The sequence below is a fragment of the Leeuwenhoekiella palythoae genome, from assembly GCF_900130045.1.
Taxonomy (GTDB): Bacteria; Bacteroidota; Bacteroidia; order Flavobacteriales; family Flavobacteriaceae; genus Leeuwenhoekiella; species Leeuwenhoekiella palythoae.
The window spans coordinates 128,264-143,744 of the sequence record NZ_FQXT01000006.1 but is presented as its reverse complement, the minus strand read 5'-3'; the positions used below and the strand labels follow the sequence as shown (position 1 = coordinate 143,744).

General features: G+C 42.6%; 12 protein-coding genes. 2 read left to right on the top strand and 10 right to left on the bottom strand.

All coding sequences use genetic code 11. The annotated features are described in order from the left end of the window. Positions 1-102: 102 nt before the first annotated feature. From BUA96_RS15485 to BUA96_RS15445, 9 genes are all read right to left on the bottom strand, one after another. The gene (locus BUA96_RS15485; RefSeq protein WP_072984640.1) at positions 103-1,842 is read right to left on the bottom strand and encodes a hypothetical protein; all 1,740 of its coding nucleotides are present in this window, start codon (positions 1,840-1,842) and stop codon (positions 103-105) included. Further along, on the bottom strand, positions 1,835-4,054 hold the full coding sequence (locus BUA96_RS15480) for a tryptophan-rich sensory protein (RefSeq protein WP_072984638.1): 2,220 nt from the start codon (positions 4,052-4,054) through the stop codon (positions 1,835-1,837). Before BUA96_RS15480 ends, BUA96_RS15485 begins: the two co-directional genes overlap by 8 nt. After that, on the bottom strand, positions 4,051-5,283 hold the full coding sequence (locus BUA96_RS15475; protein ID WP_072984636.1) for a BatA domain-containing protein: 1,233 nt from the start codon (positions 5,281-5,283) through the stop codon (positions 4,051-4,053). Before BUA96_RS15475 ends, BUA96_RS15480 begins: the two co-directional genes overlap by 4 nt. Position 5,284: 1 nt before the next feature. Then, the gene (locus BUA96_RS15470) at positions 5,285-6,181 is read right to left on the bottom strand and encodes a DUF58 domain-containing protein (protein ID WP_072984634.1); all 897 of its coding nucleotides are present in this window, start codon (positions 6,179-6,181) and stop codon (positions 5,285-5,287) included. Between the two features lie 6 nt (positions 6,182-6,187). Then, positions 6,188-7,180 carry an AAA family ATPase gene (locus tag BUA96_RS15465; RefSeq protein WP_072984631.1) on the bottom strand — a complete coding sequence of 331 codons (993 nt, stop codon included), beginning with the start codon at positions 7,178-7,180 and terminating at the stop codon, positions 6,188-6,190. Positions 7,181-7,189: 9 nt separating this feature from the next. Continuing rightward, the gene (locus tag BUA96_RS15460; protein WP_072984629.1) at positions 7,190-7,810 is read right to left on the bottom strand and encodes a DUF4159 domain-containing protein; all 621 of its coding nucleotides are present in this window, start codon (positions 7,808-7,810) and stop codon (positions 7,190-7,192) included. A 113-nt stretch (positions 7,811-7,923) separates the two neighbouring features. Next, positions 7,924-9,240 (bottom strand): TldD/PmbA family protein, encoded by a 1,317-nt coding sequence (locus BUA96_RS15455; RefSeq protein ID WP_072984627.1) that lies wholly within the window; start codon positions 9,238-9,240, stop codon positions 7,924-7,926. 31 nt (positions 9,241-9,271) lie between these two features. After that, complete coding sequence (locus BUA96_RS15450) at positions 9,272-10,912, bottom strand: TldD/PmbA family protein (RefSeq protein WP_072984625.1); 1,641 nt, start codon at positions 10,910-10,912, stop codon at positions 9,272-9,274. A 380-nt stretch (positions 10,913-11,292) separates the two neighbouring features. After that, complete coding sequence (locus BUA96_RS15445; protein ID WP_072984623.1) at positions 11,293-12,684, bottom strand: glycoside hydrolase family 28 protein; 1,392 nt, start codon at positions 12,682-12,684, stop codon at positions 11,293-11,295. 305 nt (positions 12,685-12,989) lie between these two features. On the opposite strand from BUA96_RS15445, the gene BUA96_RS15440 reads away from it, so the two are divergent. After that, positions 12,990-13,406 (top strand): hypothetical protein, encoded by a 417-nt coding sequence (locus BUA96_RS15440; RefSeq protein WP_072984621.1) that lies wholly within the window; start codon positions 12,990-12,992, stop codon positions 13,404-13,406. Positions 13,407-13,594: 188 nt separating this feature from the next. Then, on the top strand, positions 13,595-13,810 hold the full coding sequence (locus BUA96_RS15435) for a hypothetical protein (RefSeq protein ID WP_072984619.1): 216 nt from the start codon (positions 13,595-13,597) through the stop codon (positions 13,808-13,810). A 62-nt stretch (positions 13,811-13,872) separates the two neighbouring features. Here BUA96_RS15435 and BUA96_RS15430 read toward each other — a convergent pair whose 3' ends face one another. Next, positions 13,873-15,432 carry an NAD(P)/FAD-dependent oxidoreductase gene (locus BUA96_RS15430; RefSeq protein ID WP_072984617.1) on the bottom strand — a complete coding sequence of 520 codons (1,560 nt, stop codon included), beginning with the start codon at positions 15,430-15,432 and terminating at the stop codon, positions 13,873-13,875. Between the last annotated feature and the right edge of the window lie 49 nt (positions 15,433-15,481).

The following is a 15,481-nucleotide window of genomic DNA, read 5'->3' as shown; positions in this document are numbered from 1 at the left end:
AGCGCTCACCAGCAAAAGATTAAAAGTACTTTAGCATCATATGCTAAGGCTTTCTAAATTTTATATGCCCAAATGATATATTTTAAGAAATCGTATTAGAATTTAACTTCGCAGCTTTGGCTCTAACCATAAATAGCCCATAGCCAGCACAAAGAGAACAAAAAAGTATATTGGATTGATAGGACGTTTAACTTGAAGTTCTTCTACTTCAGCATCTCCTTTTCTAAAAAAGTCCTGATTGGCTTTGGTGAGCCCCTGCGCTGCTCTAGCTTTCCAATCCGCCTCGGTAAACACATAATATGCATATTCTGAAATCGTATCTCCAGCGGAAAATCTTAAGGTAAACCAACCGGTATCTTCGGGATAAAAAGTAGCAGACCACAACTCGGGGATGTCTGGATCTTGTATGACAGGAATGGAATTCCCATCGGTATCAGTTAGGATGAATTCTGAAACCGCAGTTCGAAATTCTATAGTGTAGGGTTCGTTAGGCGTAAGAATTTGATCCCGTTCTTCCCAAAATACCTCACCGCTTTCCGGTTTGAGCACCGATTTTAATATCTCGCTCCACAGGGATTTATACCGCTCTTGATTTCCTTTTAACTGCAAAGCGTAGGTATTTGACAACACCGTGGTGCTCACACTTCCAAAGCCGATAAAGCGTTGTCCGGCTAAAATTTGATTTCCCGACTTTAGCGTTGCATTAAAGTTGGTTGCAGGATTTAAGTAGTATCCAAAAGTCGAAACTACTGTGCCGTCTTGTAGCTCTACTTCTGTCTGTGCGGTTCGGGTGAATTTAAAATCGATCAAGGGCTGACTGCCGTAAAATAGCTCTTCGCTAGCCATCAAAAACACGCCCAGCCCCTCTTGTGTTATCGCATCTTTAATGCTATTTTGTTCGTTTTGCGAAAGGGATTGCCAGGCTCCCGCATCGAGAATCAGCAAGTCTAAATGGTTCAAACCGGAAGTACTCAATGCATTAAAAGGCTTCCGCTCTTGATTGAAGTACTCGTACTTGAAACGGTTTTGCGTCAACTGACTGCGCACTAAAACCTGATGGTTTAATTCTGCCAAGTAATTTTTTAAATATTTAAACTCAAACGAAGGAAATGCCGATAGCATCACAACGCTCAACTGCTTTTCGGGGCTTATGTGGACGGGTAAAGCTTCGTTGTTCAAAACCCTTCCAAAAGAATCCTTCTCAACTAAATTGTATACAAAATCACCGGGCGCTTTTACTTTCGCTTGAAGCGAAAACACCGTATCTGCAGCAGCCTTAAATTGAATCGAATCCAATCCTAGATTTCCCGGGGCTTGCAATACGATTTGATTTCCGGGTTTTGGTTTTGAGTAATAGGCCGTAATGTTTAGTTCTTCTCCTTCTGTAAGTGTTTTTGAATAGCTCAACTGATTGATTCCATTGGGGATTTCCGTCTTTAAAAGCTTTACGGTCTTTCCTTCCAACTGCCAAAAATCATACGGTTTAACTCCACTTCCCAGAATAAAAAGTTGGGAAATTGAATCCAATTCGTCGCGATCAATATGATCTTGATACATCAACTCTTTTAACTCCGGATTTGTTTCCCGCAAACTATCCAGCTGTGCTTCTTGATATCCTGAAGTCAGCAAAACCCCTTGCTTTCCATCCACTGAGGTCAAGTGTGCCGGTTTTAAGGCGATTGTCAGGAGTGCCAAAATAGCTACAAATCCTGCTGCCAGACGCAACACAAAATTCCTGCTTTTGCGTGGCCATTCTTTCACTACAAAAATAGCCAATAGTATTACCGCAGCAATCAATCCCGAAATCCAATAGGCACTATGTACAAAGGTCAACTCACTCATCGGCATCCAGATTTTTCACCAGCACGGCATCCAGTTTAGAAAATTTGGCATTTTGGGTGTTGGGCTTTGCTTCTTCCACGGGCAAGGCTTTGAGCAATCCGTTTTGTAGTTCTTTCAAGGCTTCGACATCGGCATCGAGCGTTTGCGAGATCCAGTTGAGTTGTTGTAAAGTTTCCAAATAATTCCCAGGTTGCTCGATGGCTAATGCTGCAAGTTCGTTGCCTGCGTCTTCAAACAATTGCTGATCTTCTGAATTTGGTTTCACTTGAAACGCAATCAATTCTTCTATTCTTGAAATGGTCTTTTGAATCGCATCAAAACGGGCGGCTTGCTCCATATCCTCCTGTTTTGTGGTGCTTGAAACTTCTTTCAACTCGCCGGTCAGGCGTTTATCTTCCTTGATGGGCGGCGGATCAAAACCAATGCGATGCACATAAATACGCGAACTGTTTTTGATCTCCTGAATCAATTTCAACGCCTCATTTTGATACGGCAGGGATTTTTCGGGCTCAAACATTCTCAGGTGCAATTCTGCATCCCACATAATATTGAGCGCCTCGCGCAGTTTCTGTTTTAGAGATTTTGCAAACAAGGTCGATTCTTCGGGGTCGCTGTGGTTATGTACGTATTTCTCCAGCGGGTCTTCCTCCTCTGCCTCTTCACCTTCGTGCTCGTGCTCCACTTCCACTAGATTATGCTCATTGGAACTGTCGTGCCGATGCGAATATTCAGCAAGCGGATCAGCATCATCGTCGCTCAGCATCCCGGGATCTTCGGTTTGTGCAGCAAGACCACCTTCGGCTTCATCACCCATAAATTCGCCGTACTTTAAACGCAAACTTTTCTGGTCAAAAGCGAGTTCGTTGCTGGTTGAATTGAATTCTTTAGTACTTAAATTCGGTTTGTCTTTAAGCAGTTTTTTGGTATCGATGATGAGTTGGCGCTGACTTCTAAAATAATCCGGAAGCAGATCGACGCCCATTCCTCCGGCTTCGACATACTCATATTCGGTCGTGTCTTTGATCACCGCAAAATAGGTTTCGCTACGCGCTACATTGGGCTTTGGTGTTTTCAAATCCTGCGCGTGCACGTAGAAATAAAGTTCGTCACCCGGCTCCATTTTTAACTGATCCAGATTTAGCTGTTGCGAAAGGGATTGCTGCTTGCTTCCTTTCGTTATAGCAGAATTAAAAGCTATTTGCTCCTCCCGAAACTTCACCGATTCTCCCGAACCGCGGCTCACCGTCGCCACAATATAAGCAGCACTAATACCGTAATCGTCAATGATCTGAGTGTCAAAAGCAATGTTTTTTTCGTCTCCTGGCTCAAAGGAAGTGAACTGATCGAGATTCAAGATATCTACCTGTGGCGGCGCGTCAACCAATGTCTCGATGCTGTGCAAATCGGAAACGTAAGCATTACCCAAGGTATCCACAAAGCGGAAACTGTAAAACCCTGAGGTTGTTAATTGCTGGGTTCTTTGATAGGTTTTGGCGTTGGTTTTCATCTCATACTGCGCCGATTGGCTTTCCATAAAAACAGAATCGACGGGCTGGTCAAACGTCAAAATCCAAGTGATTTGCGAACCTTCAAGCGCTTTGATATCCATTTTCTCGCTTGTGCGTGCAGCAATGCCGGTATATCCTGGATAACGCACAGTGACGGATTGTTGGATGATTTTAGGCGGAATTATTTTCGCTTCCGCGGAATCTACTGCGCGGATTACCATTTCGTTTTCAGGTTGGATTGCTTCCTCATCAAAAAGACTATCGTTCGTGTTTAGCAAAACACCCAAAATCAAAGTACCAACCAGTACTCCAAAAAGTAAAAAACCGAAATGTTTAAAATCTATAGGCGTTTTTAATGCTTTGAGTTCGTTTGCCAGTTTCTGTTCGGTGCGATACCGCTGAATCTGACCTAAACTGCTCAGTTCTTCTGTAGGTTGAAACACCAGTCCTGCACTGTATTCAGAATGCTGAATGCGCGCATCGATGTATGCAATTACTTTTGAAATTCCCAGCGCTAAAGGTTTATAAAGCAAAAATCCTACCGTCGCTAAAACCACAAAAAGGAGAAGACTGATCACAATCCCCTTGGTCAAAATAAACAACAACATCGCCGGAAGCAGCGCCAATAAAAGCACCAACAGCCATAATTGGCTTTGCCAACGCTGTTTAAATTTTAGAACGCTATGTTTTCCTGTATTGCTCATTGCTTTCGAATTCGGGATAACAAACGTTCAACAATCAAGGCAATGAGCAAAGCCAACCAAAACCAGTGTGTCAGCGGGATGCTTGAGGCGTGGTTTAGTTCTTGGTCTTTTGCTGTACGCAAGGGTGTTGCAAATGCATCGGCCAACACGCGACGGTCGTATTTTTGAACCGCTTTCTCCAACTCCGGATATAGATTTAACAATGGCAACAACTGTTCTGCTAGATGTTGTTCGACCACATTTTTACGGGTAAGGTTTAGGGTCAGTGAAAAATGGGTACCGTTTTGTGCAATCAAATCAGAATCGAATGCATCCGGCTGATATTTGAGCAGCGTACCCGTAAACTCAGGCGTATCGCTTAGGCTAATCCAAATCAAAATTCCTTCCTGCTGTGTTTCATTCTGAGTAATTTCAGTGACTGTTATCGGGCGCTTTAAATACGTGGATAAAGCTTCAAAACCCGTTTTGAGGAATTTCAGGTTGGTTTGTAGACTGTCTTCCGCGAATGCGTAAACCTGAAGCGTATCAAGGAATTCAATTTCGAGATCCGTTTCCAGGTTTTGTACAGCTGCAGCTTCACGAACAGACTTTTTAAAGCGTAGCTGTTCCTTCGTGCTTTTTACTTCAAGCACTTCTACCGAATCTTGCAATTGGGTCAAGGCGACAATACCTTCAACGGTCTGAATGGAATCAATAGTCACCCAATTTACATTTTCGGTAATTTCAGGACGTTTCCCTTTAAAACCCCTGACAAGCGATTGAGAAAAAACCACTAAACTATCGGCTTTTAGCATCTCAAAATCCTGTGCTAATTGCCAATAGTTCGCCGCAACGGTTTTCACCGAATCGGCTGCATTATACTCCGGAAAATCCTCTAGAAATAATTTTACCGTTTTGCTTTCCGCAAGACTATCAATAGAAGTTTTAAACGTGTCAATCTTTAATAATTCCGGTTCTACGAGATAAACCAAATCCTGATTTTTGGTTGTTGTTTTAACGAAAGGTTCCGCCAAAATAACAACTAACAAAGCGATCACCAGCAGTCGTAACAGCAGTAACAGCCATTCATTGAGCTGCAGTGTTCTCGTTTGCGCGTTTTCAGATTCTCTAAGGTTTGCAATGCTGCCTACTTTGATGGTTCTGCCCTCGTCTTTGCTCCATAGATGTATGGCTACAGGAACGGCGAGTCCCAGTAAAGCCCATAAATACATCGGATTGGCAAAAAACATATTAAACGAGATTTATGCGTTTTTTGAGGAACAAGTTCAGGGTTTCTCCCAGCGGTTCGCCCATCGTAAATACTTGATGGCTGATGCCCTGACTCAGTAACAATTCTTCCGTTTGTTTGAGTTTATTTTGCAGGTTTTCCAGATAGTGCTTCTTGGCCTCCTTTGCAGAAATCTTCAACTTGCTCCCGGTCTCCAGATCTTCAAAAGTCACTGTCCCTTTATAATCAAAATTCACTTCGTCCTGCCCCATTATTTGTAACACCGCTACTTCATTCCGCGACGTTTTCAACGCTTTTATGAATGCTGAAAGTTCGTCGCTATGCTCATACATATCGGTAATAAAAAAGATAAGTTCTTTACGGCCACGCTCGTGCAAACGCTCATTACTTATCGCACTCATCGGCCAGGTTCCGGTGGTTTCTACCGTGAGCAATTCCTGGAGCAAACGGTTAAAATGCTGTATGCTGGCTTTGGGATAAATGGTGGTCATGTGGTTTTCGCTTAACGCGAAAAGCCCCACCTCATCTCCTTGTTGATGTGCGAGGTACGCAAGGCTTGCAGTCAAAACCCGAGCATAATCCATTTTGGTCAGCTCGCCTTCCTTGTGCGCCATCGAGTTGCTCGCGTCAAGAATAAACTTTACAGAAACCTGAGATTCAATCTCTGATTGCTTGATGTAATAACGCCCGGAACGCGCCAGCATTTTCCAGTCGAGCAAACGCAAATCATCCCCCGGCTCGTAACCGCGGTACTGACTAAATTCCATACCGCTACCGAGACTTTTACTGCGATTTAAACCTTGCAAATAGCCATCAACAACCACCCGAGCAATCAGGCTGAGTCCTGACACTTCGTGTAAGATTTCCGGTTTGAGGAGTTCTTGATAATTGGTTTGCATCCCGATTTATAAAATGGTTTCCAATAGTTTTTGAGTCACGGTATCTGTCGTAATATTTGCAGCTTCCGCCTTGAAGTTAACAATCACGCGATGACGCAACACCGGAAAAGCCACAAACTTCAAATCGTCTGGAGTCACGGATAGTCGGCCTTGCGAAAGCGCTCTGGCTTTTGCGGTTAAGATCATTGCCTGGCCTGCACGTGGACCTGCACCCCAACTCACCCATTGTTTGACGTATTCGTCGCTCGTAGTTTCAGGGCGGGTAGCTCTAATGATCTTGCTCACTTTGCTTATCAGTTCATCACTGATGGGCACTTCACGCACGAGTTGCTGTAAGCGTATGATCTCTTCGCCGCTAAGCACGGATTCTACTTTTGCTTTTTTAGAACTTGTAGTTGCTTTTAAAATCGTGGTTTCCTCTGCTTCGGTAGGATAGCCAATACGGATGTAGAGCAAAAAACGGTCTTGTTGTGCTTCCGGCAAGGGAAAGGTTCCTGATTGTTCGATAGGGTTTTGCGTTGCGAGTATAAAAAAGGGTCTATCCAGCGCGTAGGTTTTCCCGGAATAGGTCACCTCAAATTCCTGCATCGCCTCGAGCAAGGCCGCCTGTGTTTTGGGTGGTGTACGGTTGATCTCATCGGCAAGGATGATGTTTGAGAAAATAGGTCCCTTGTTGAACTCAAAGAATTTCTTCCCCGTAGTTTGATCTTCCTCGAGAATTTCGGTTCCTATGATATCGCTGGGCATCAGATCTGGCGTAAACTGAATACGTTTAAATTTTAAATCTATGGCTTGCGCCAAAGTGCGTATCATCAAGGTTTTTGCCAGTCCGGGAACTCCTTCAAGCAAGGCGTGTCCACCCGCCAAAAAGGTAATCAGCAACTGCTCGACCGTTTCTTCCTGACCAATAATGATCTTGCCAATTTCTTGTTTGAGCTGTTTAATTTTCGCCGTAAGGCTATTTACTTCTTGCTCGATTTTTACCAAGTTGTTATCCATACGTTTAAGTTATGAGGTCAGGGCATACATCACGATGTTCACCCCAAATCGTGTATTGTCTATTCTATAAAATCGCTTGTTCCTAAAGTCGTAATCCCACTCGCAGCCGTAGTCCTTATTGCTGTACAGCACCCCGATGCGGCCGTTGATCTCAATAGCTTTTAAGTACTCGTGCACCAAGTCATCTCCCCAGCCGTTCAGCTCCTGTGAGGTTGCCGGCGGACCGTCTTCAAATTCAAAGAAGGAAGAATACAATTCGTGATCGTTAGGGATTTTTTTGAGTTCGTCTGGACCAAAAATATCTTCCATTTGCCGCTCAAAAGATTTTGCAAAGAGTCCGTCGATATCGTGATTGCAATCGTCTGCAAATACAAAACCGCCATTGCGCACATACTTCTCAAAATTTTCCCGCTCCTTGGGTGTAAACTGCACCAGTTTATGTCCTGAGATATAACAAAACGGGCATTCAAATATCGCATCACTACTTAGCGAGATGATATTTTCGGTGGTACTGATCTTAAGCGTAGTATATTCCACAAGCGAGTTGAGCAAATTGGAGGGCATACGCTGGTCTACATCCCAGTCGCCCGACTCGTACTGCAATCGTGTGAAGAAAAATTCGGTATTCAACGGAAGTTCAAGGGATTTGCTGTTTTATTTTGGCTGCAGCCAAATTTCAATACATTTTAAAGGAAAAGAAAAACTGGCTACTTAAGAAGTAACCAGTTTCTAGTTGTTTTTGTTTAAACCGCGTCTGAAAGACTGGTAAACGTAAAGTCTCTGACCTTCATATACGGAAGGAGATTTCCATTGACGCGAACCTGTTTGCCTAAGGCTTCAAGGTTGTTGAGCATAATGATCGGACTCTCGTTAAATCGGAAATTCTTCACAGGATATTTGATCTGTCCATTTTCGATATAAAAAGTTCCGTCGCGGGTTAGTCCTGTAAACAAGAGGGTTTGCGGGTCAACCGAGCGAATGTACCAGAAACGGGTCACTAAGATTCCGCGTTTTGTGCTCTTGATCATTTCGTCAAAAGAGGTATCGCCACCTTCCATAATCATATTAGCTGCAAATGGTACCGGCTCAACGCCTTGCTGTGATGCCCAATAGCGGTCGTAAGCGAGATTTTTTACGACTCCGTTTTCAATCCATTGTGTTTTTTTGCGTGGTAACCCATCGCCGCTCCAGGTTGAAGCAGGTACATCAGGATGCAAAGGATCTGACCAAATGTTCACGCGCTCATCAACAATTTTCTCACCTAGTTTAGTTCCTCCACCTTCTTTAGACATAAAGCTTCGGCCTTCATCAGCAGTACGTGCGTTGAACGCTCCACGGAATCTTCCTAACAGATCACTTGCCGCAGCAGGTTCTAAGATCACGGTATAACGTCCTGGCTCGATTGCTCTCGCCTCACGTGACATCACCGCTTTATCTATTGCAATCGCTGATGCTTCTTCTGCATCAAACTTGGTAATATCATTATAATCTCGTGTCACCCATCCTGACCCGGTACCATCGTTGGTACGCATGGTAACCGTAAAATCAACATTGGTCGATTTGTTGTAGGCGAAAAGCCCATTAGAATTGAGCATCGCGCTAAAGCCAGCGCCATCGTCCAAAAATCCGGCAGCCGTCACATCCTGCACAGCGGCCGGTTTGATGCTGTTTGCAGCAACCTCCGCTCGATATTCGGGGGTTACATTCGCTGTAGCTTCTACATAGGTAATCGATTTGTCATAGGTTTGCGGACCTAGAGGTTCCATATATTCCGGGTTTTCCGGTGAAAGCTGCGCCAATTCTTCTGAGCGACGCACTACTTTTTCTAGAGATTCATCGTCAAATTCGTCGATGGTTGCTGTTCCCGATTTCTTTCCGAAACTCGACTCTACAGCCAAGCTTTGGTTAGACTGGTGGCCGGCGGTAGAAACGGTATTTCGCGCGTAACGGATATTTCCGCTTTCGCTTCCGCCTAGATTCATTACACACGCATCGGCCTTAGAAAAGCTCATCGCCTTCTCTAAGATCGCTCGTGCTTCTTCTTCAGTATATATTGCCATTGTACTTTGTATTAATTGTTAGATAAAAGAATTAGACCGATCTGCCTGTGTTGATGACATTAGCACCGTTAAAACGCGCCGTTGAACTTCCGTGAGAAACTGCACTTACTTGTGAAGGTTGCCCTTTTCCGTCAAAGAACGAACCGAATAATCGGTAATCCTTCTCGTCACAGATCTTTGCACACGAATTCCAGAATTCCTGTGTGTTTGATTGATAGGCCACGTCGTTTAACATCCCTACAATCTTACCATCTTTTATCTCGTAGAATACCGTACCGCCAAACTGAAAGTTATAGCGCTGCTGGTCTATAGAATAACTACCGCGCCCTGCGATATAGATTCCTTTTTCTACGTCTTTGATCATTTCTTCTACTGAATACGGCTCTTTGCCCGGCTCGAGTGAAACGTTAGGCATACGCTGAAACTGAACGTCATTCCAGCTCTGTGCATAACAACATCCGTGGGATTCATTCTGCCCTAAGATGCTTACTTGATCACGAATCGCTTCATAATTTACCAATGTTCCATTACGGATCAAATCCCATTTCTTGGTCTTCACACCTTCATCATCATAACCTACAGCACCAAGAGAATGCGGTTGGGTTTTATCGGCTACGATGTTTACAATATCGCTACCGTATTTAAAGTCACCGGCTTTCCATTTATCTAAGGTAGCAAAACTGGTTCCTGCATAATTGGCTTCATAACCCAATACACGGTCAAGCTCTAGCGGGTGGCCTACCGATTCATGAATCGTCAAGCCTAGATGATTGGGTTCTAAAACCAAATCATATTTGCCTGGCATCACAGACTCAGCAGTAAGCATTTCTTTTGCCTGCTTTGCTGCGGTGGTTGCATCTTCAATGATATCATAGCTGTTGCGGTACAGGTTGAATCCTGCCGGACTCTTCAGTTTTTCGCTTTCCAGACCGTCCATATATTCATATCCCATTCCCATCGGTGCGCTGAGCGCATCACGAGACTTGAATTTCCCGGCTTCGCGGTCTATGGCTGTAACGCCAAAGGTGGGCCAGATGCGATGAATATCTTGGTCGATATAAGAACCGTCGGTTGAAGCGAAATACTTTTGCTCATTCACCATAAACAAGGCCGAATTCACAAAGTTGGCTCCTGCATTCATTGCAGCTGCGTTGGCATCTAACAAGAGTTCTACTTTCTCAGAAACCGGAACTTCTCTAAAATCTTTTACAATTGGTGTTTTCCAGCTTACTTCACCGTGTGCTTCTACAGGAGCAAGCGTTACCGGCTCCGTTTGAATTTTAGAATTTGCCTTTGCTATAGAAACTGCTTGTTGTGTGGCTTTTTTGATTCCCGCATCGGTTACATCGTTAGTTGATGCAAAGCCCCAGGTTCCATTAGCGATCACGCGTACCCCAATACCAAAAGATTCAGTATTTACTACATTTTGCACTTTATCCTCACGGGTAAATACATATTGATTAAGGTAGCGACCTATACGCGCATCGGCATACGAAGCGCCGAGGGAGCGTGCGGTGTTTAGCGCCACATCGGCTAGTGATTTTTTGGTAGCAATATCAAGACCAGGTTCTAATAATGCTTCGGCGGCGATGTTGTTTCCCATCATTGCTGAAGGCACCATCAACGCTCCCGCTCCCAATCCTGCTAATTGCACAAAATTTCTTCTTTTCATAAAAACGGTTTGAGTTTTTGATTAATGAACTATATCCCACCACTAAAGCCTAAACCTTTAAAATTCTGCTAAAAAAGCAAGATTCAAAATCAGTAAATCTTCTGTAAATCCAGTGAGAGACGAGCCCTAAACTAATCGATATAATTTTCTCACTATCTTAAAAAAAGCTTAAAAACTTAAAATTTTAACAAAAAGAAGTGGGCGTTTTAGGAATGTGCTAATGTTTCTGCACAATTCGCAATTTAAGTATCATTAAATAAGAAGTTGAAAATTATGAGCTTTTGATTTTACCAAATTGACATTTACCTAAACCAATAAAAAAGCCCGAATGAAAATTCGGGCTTGGTAAGCTCTCTAAACGCTAAGCAACGCAACTAGTTTTATTCCGTACGTTTAAAATTCTCAACATTTTGATGAGTCGTTTCGGTATCCCGAATAGAATCAACCTGGATAGTAGTTAACTGAATATCTCGCACCGGTAATTCTGCTTCACCCAAAATGCGCGAGACAAAATCTACATTTTTGGCTTTGATATTTTTCATATGTATTTGTTCAATCTGCGTCAAACGGCGCTCGTAGGTAGGCACGAGATCACGCCACTGGTACAGCACATCGGTCTCAATACCCAGTACGCCCATATCAATTCTTCCGGCTTTGATATTTTCCATATAAATATTCTTCACATAACCACCACGGCGCTCATTAGTCTTTATAAAGAGTAAATGATTGAGTTTTGCATTGGGTTCAACTTCACAATTTTCCATATAAATATTTTCAACCCCTCCAGAAAGTTCGCTTCCTATGGCTAATAACTGGTGCCCGTTTTTAACCAGACAATTACGTACAACCACATTTTTTACCGGAGTGTTGAGACGCCAAGCATCTTGATTACGACCTGCTTTAACTGCGATGGCATCATCGCCCTGATCAAAAACACAGTCTTCAATAAGTACATTTTGACTCATTTCAGGATCCACTCCATCATTGTTATGACCATGCGCATACACATTTACATTTCTGATGACTACATCAGAAGATAGGTAGGGATGAATCACCCAAAACGGACTATTTTCTATCGAAATACCTTCTAAAAGTACTTTTTTACAACGGTTAAACTGAATGAATTGCGGTCTGAAATTAGCCGAATCATTGACCATTTGGCGCTCTTCTACCGGCACATCTTTAGAAGCCATCTCATAAAGCTGCTTCAGGTTTTGCATATGACCAGATGGACGTGCGAACCATACTTTCCAGGTATCCATTTTGGCCTTTAATTTACCTTTGCCAGTGATGGCAACATTTTCACAATCGTAAGCATAAATCAATGGGGAGTAATTGTAGCATTCCATCCCTTCCCAAGTACTCAGCACCGCAGGTAAATAATCTTGTGGGTTTTCTGAAAAGAGCAATGTAGCTCCTTCTTCCAAATGTAGATTTACGTGACTCTTAAAATGAATTTTTGAAGTAAGCCACTCCCCTTTTGGAATGACCACCGTTCCACCATTACGCGCGTGCGCACTATCTATGGCAGTAGCGATAGCCTTTGAAGTTTTGTCTTGATCAGCCTGCTCTGCACCAAAGTCGGTGATTAAAAATTGCGGCGCGTTCTTAAAATCCGGAGTTTGTATGTTGTAGTTGCCAAAAGGAGCCGTGACATTCAGCGTATCGATAATTAAGAAATTTTCTGCGGAAGTTTTAGTTTCCTTTTGATTTTTACAAGAGAACAAACTGATGAGGAGTGTTACAAGTAGCGTGGATTTTAAGAGCTTCATATTTAATAGTTTGTTGGAAAAGTACGTATCTACACGCTTCCATTTATCCTGTTCTTACCTGTACTTCGAAGATTATAAACGACCTAGTCTCAAGTCGAATACATTAATACGTTAGCAGAGGGCATGAAACTTAAACTTTCAGAATACATTACCCTACACGTTCATTACAACGAATATTTTATCATTTCAACTAAAACCCTAATATATAATGTTTTACTGCGCGTTCAAATTTTTAGCTGTAGAAAACGTTGTAATTCGTTTAACCACAGCAACCAACAAGAATTTTAAACCTAAGCCTAACCCGAATGAATTTAGTTTATCAAGGAAATAACAGTCTTGTAGATAGTGCGGTGCGCCGTGCTACTCAAGTCATCAACAGTTCGTTTTTTCAAAAACATCTTTTAGAGCATTTAAATAATGACGATGCACAATTGACTCAGCAATTATTGCATCACATCAATACCTCAACCCATGAGAATTTGATCATACATACGTATTGGAATGTTTTAAAACGCGATAAAATCACCTTAACCACAAACCCTGATACCTTGCGCATCAACTTGGCGCATTTTAGAAAATCGAGAGGACTTATTTTAGAACAAATAGTGCGTAATTATACCCTATTAGAATTTAAAAAACTGAAAGCAAATTTTACCGAAAATGCTTCTCGTGATGAGATTTTGGCGTCCAGAATTTCGTCATTAGCGAATGTGTATGCGTAGTAAGGGTTGTTTATTGCGTATTCAAAAGAATAAAAACAACTCAATAATTTAATTATCAGGTAATTAAATTCAAAAATACACCGCTAAAAAAACGTTTATTTTTTTGAAAAAATAGTATCTGATTTTGTTGCACGAATTAGAATTTAAATTACATTCGCTCGCATTTTTAACGCAATAAATCACATTCTATGAAACGCAATATTTTAGCTGGTTTCGCACTGAGTTTAATGATCACTGTTTCTTCTTGTAGAGAGTCTGCAGAAGCAACTACTGATGAGTCTATGCAAGAAACTTCAATGGAGGAAGTAACTCCTGAAGCTCCTGTTTTAGAAGAAGCTCCTGTTGAAGCTCCTGCTGAAGTTGTAGTTGACAGCGCTGCTGTTACTACTCCAGAAGCTGAATAATCAAGTCTGTTTTTCAGCTTTTAAAACATACAAAGCTCTGCCTAATGCAGAGCTTTGTCATTTTATACCAACTGGTATTTCTTGGCTATCGCATCTACACAGTTAATACCGTCGATGGCAGCAGACATAATTCCGCCGGCATAGCCTGCTCCTTCTCCACACGGATACAATCCTTTAACTTCAATATGTTCTAAAGTTTTCAGGTTTCTAGGAATAGAAACCGGAGATGAGGTGCGACTTTCGGGCGCGTGCAATACCGCTTCTTTAGAAAGGTATCCCGGCATTTTCTTATTGAAAAGCACAAACGCTTTCTTGAGTCGGTTTGCTATTAATTTTGGAAGTACTTTATTCAAATCGGCACTCACAATTCCCGGTTGATAGGAGGTTTTTGGAAAATCATTACTTAATCTTCCATTTACAAAATCAGTCATACGTTGAGCCGGAACTTGTTGTGTTTTCCCACCCGCAATCCAGCAGGCACGTTCAACTTCCTTCTGAAAATTCAAACTAACAAAAGGATCATCTGGAGCATAATTGGGTAAATCTTTAGGTGCTACACTTACTACAATTCCAGAATTGGCGTACGGATTATTTCGTTTACTGGGGCTCCAGCCGTTGGTGACCACTTCTTCCTGTTGGGTAGCACAAGGCGCGATGATCCCACCGGGGCACATGCAAAATGAATACACACCCATCCCATCCACCTGCTCCACCAGACTGTAAGCGGCAGGCGGCAAGTACGGATTGTCAGTTTCCCCGTGATACTGAATATAATTGATCACTTCCTGCTGATGTTCGGCGCGTACACCCAGCGCAAAAGGTTTGGCTTCGATCTTCACGCCTTTCTCATGCATTAAATAAAAAATATCTCGAGCTGAATGCCCAGTCGCCAGAACCACCTCATCAAAAGTGTATTGCTTTTCTTCATTGATCACAATGCCTTTTAAGATCTTATTTTCAATATGAATATCGGTGAGTTTTGCATTAAAATGCACTTCTCCGCCTGCAGCGATGATCGCTTCCCGCATTGCAGAAATTACTTTTGGCAATTTATTGGTCCCGATATGTGGATGCGCATCTACCAAAATATCTTCGTCTGCACCAAAATGCACCAGCCATTCTAATCCTTTAAGCACATTACCGCGCTTTTTTGAACGGGTATATAATTTTCCGTCAGAATAAGTTCCGGCGCCACCTTCCCCAAAACAATAATTAGATTCCGGATTTACAAGCTGGTCTTTATTGATCTTTGCTAAATCTCTTCGGCGCTCGCGCACGTCTTTACCACGTTCAAAAACAATGGGCCTCAAGCCGGCTTCAATAGCGCGCAATGCAGCATACAATCCGGCAGGACCGGCGCCTATAATGGCAATCTTTGGTGCATTACTTACCTCTTTCGGTACAAAACGATTTAAAGGTTCGCGCTGTTCACCTTGCTGCCAAATTTCAATCTGCAATTGTAATTTTATAGGCTTATTTCTAGCATCTATAGAGCGCTTTCTAATACGCCAATCGATCACAGATACCGCTTTGATCTTCGTTTTCCCCAAGGCTTGCTGAAGAATGTATTCTCGATTTTCCAGCAGTTCTGGTCTAATCGTAATTGAGGTAAGTGTACTCATAGACTGCAAATATACTTGCTATTTAGATCATCTTATGTGCTTCGATAAA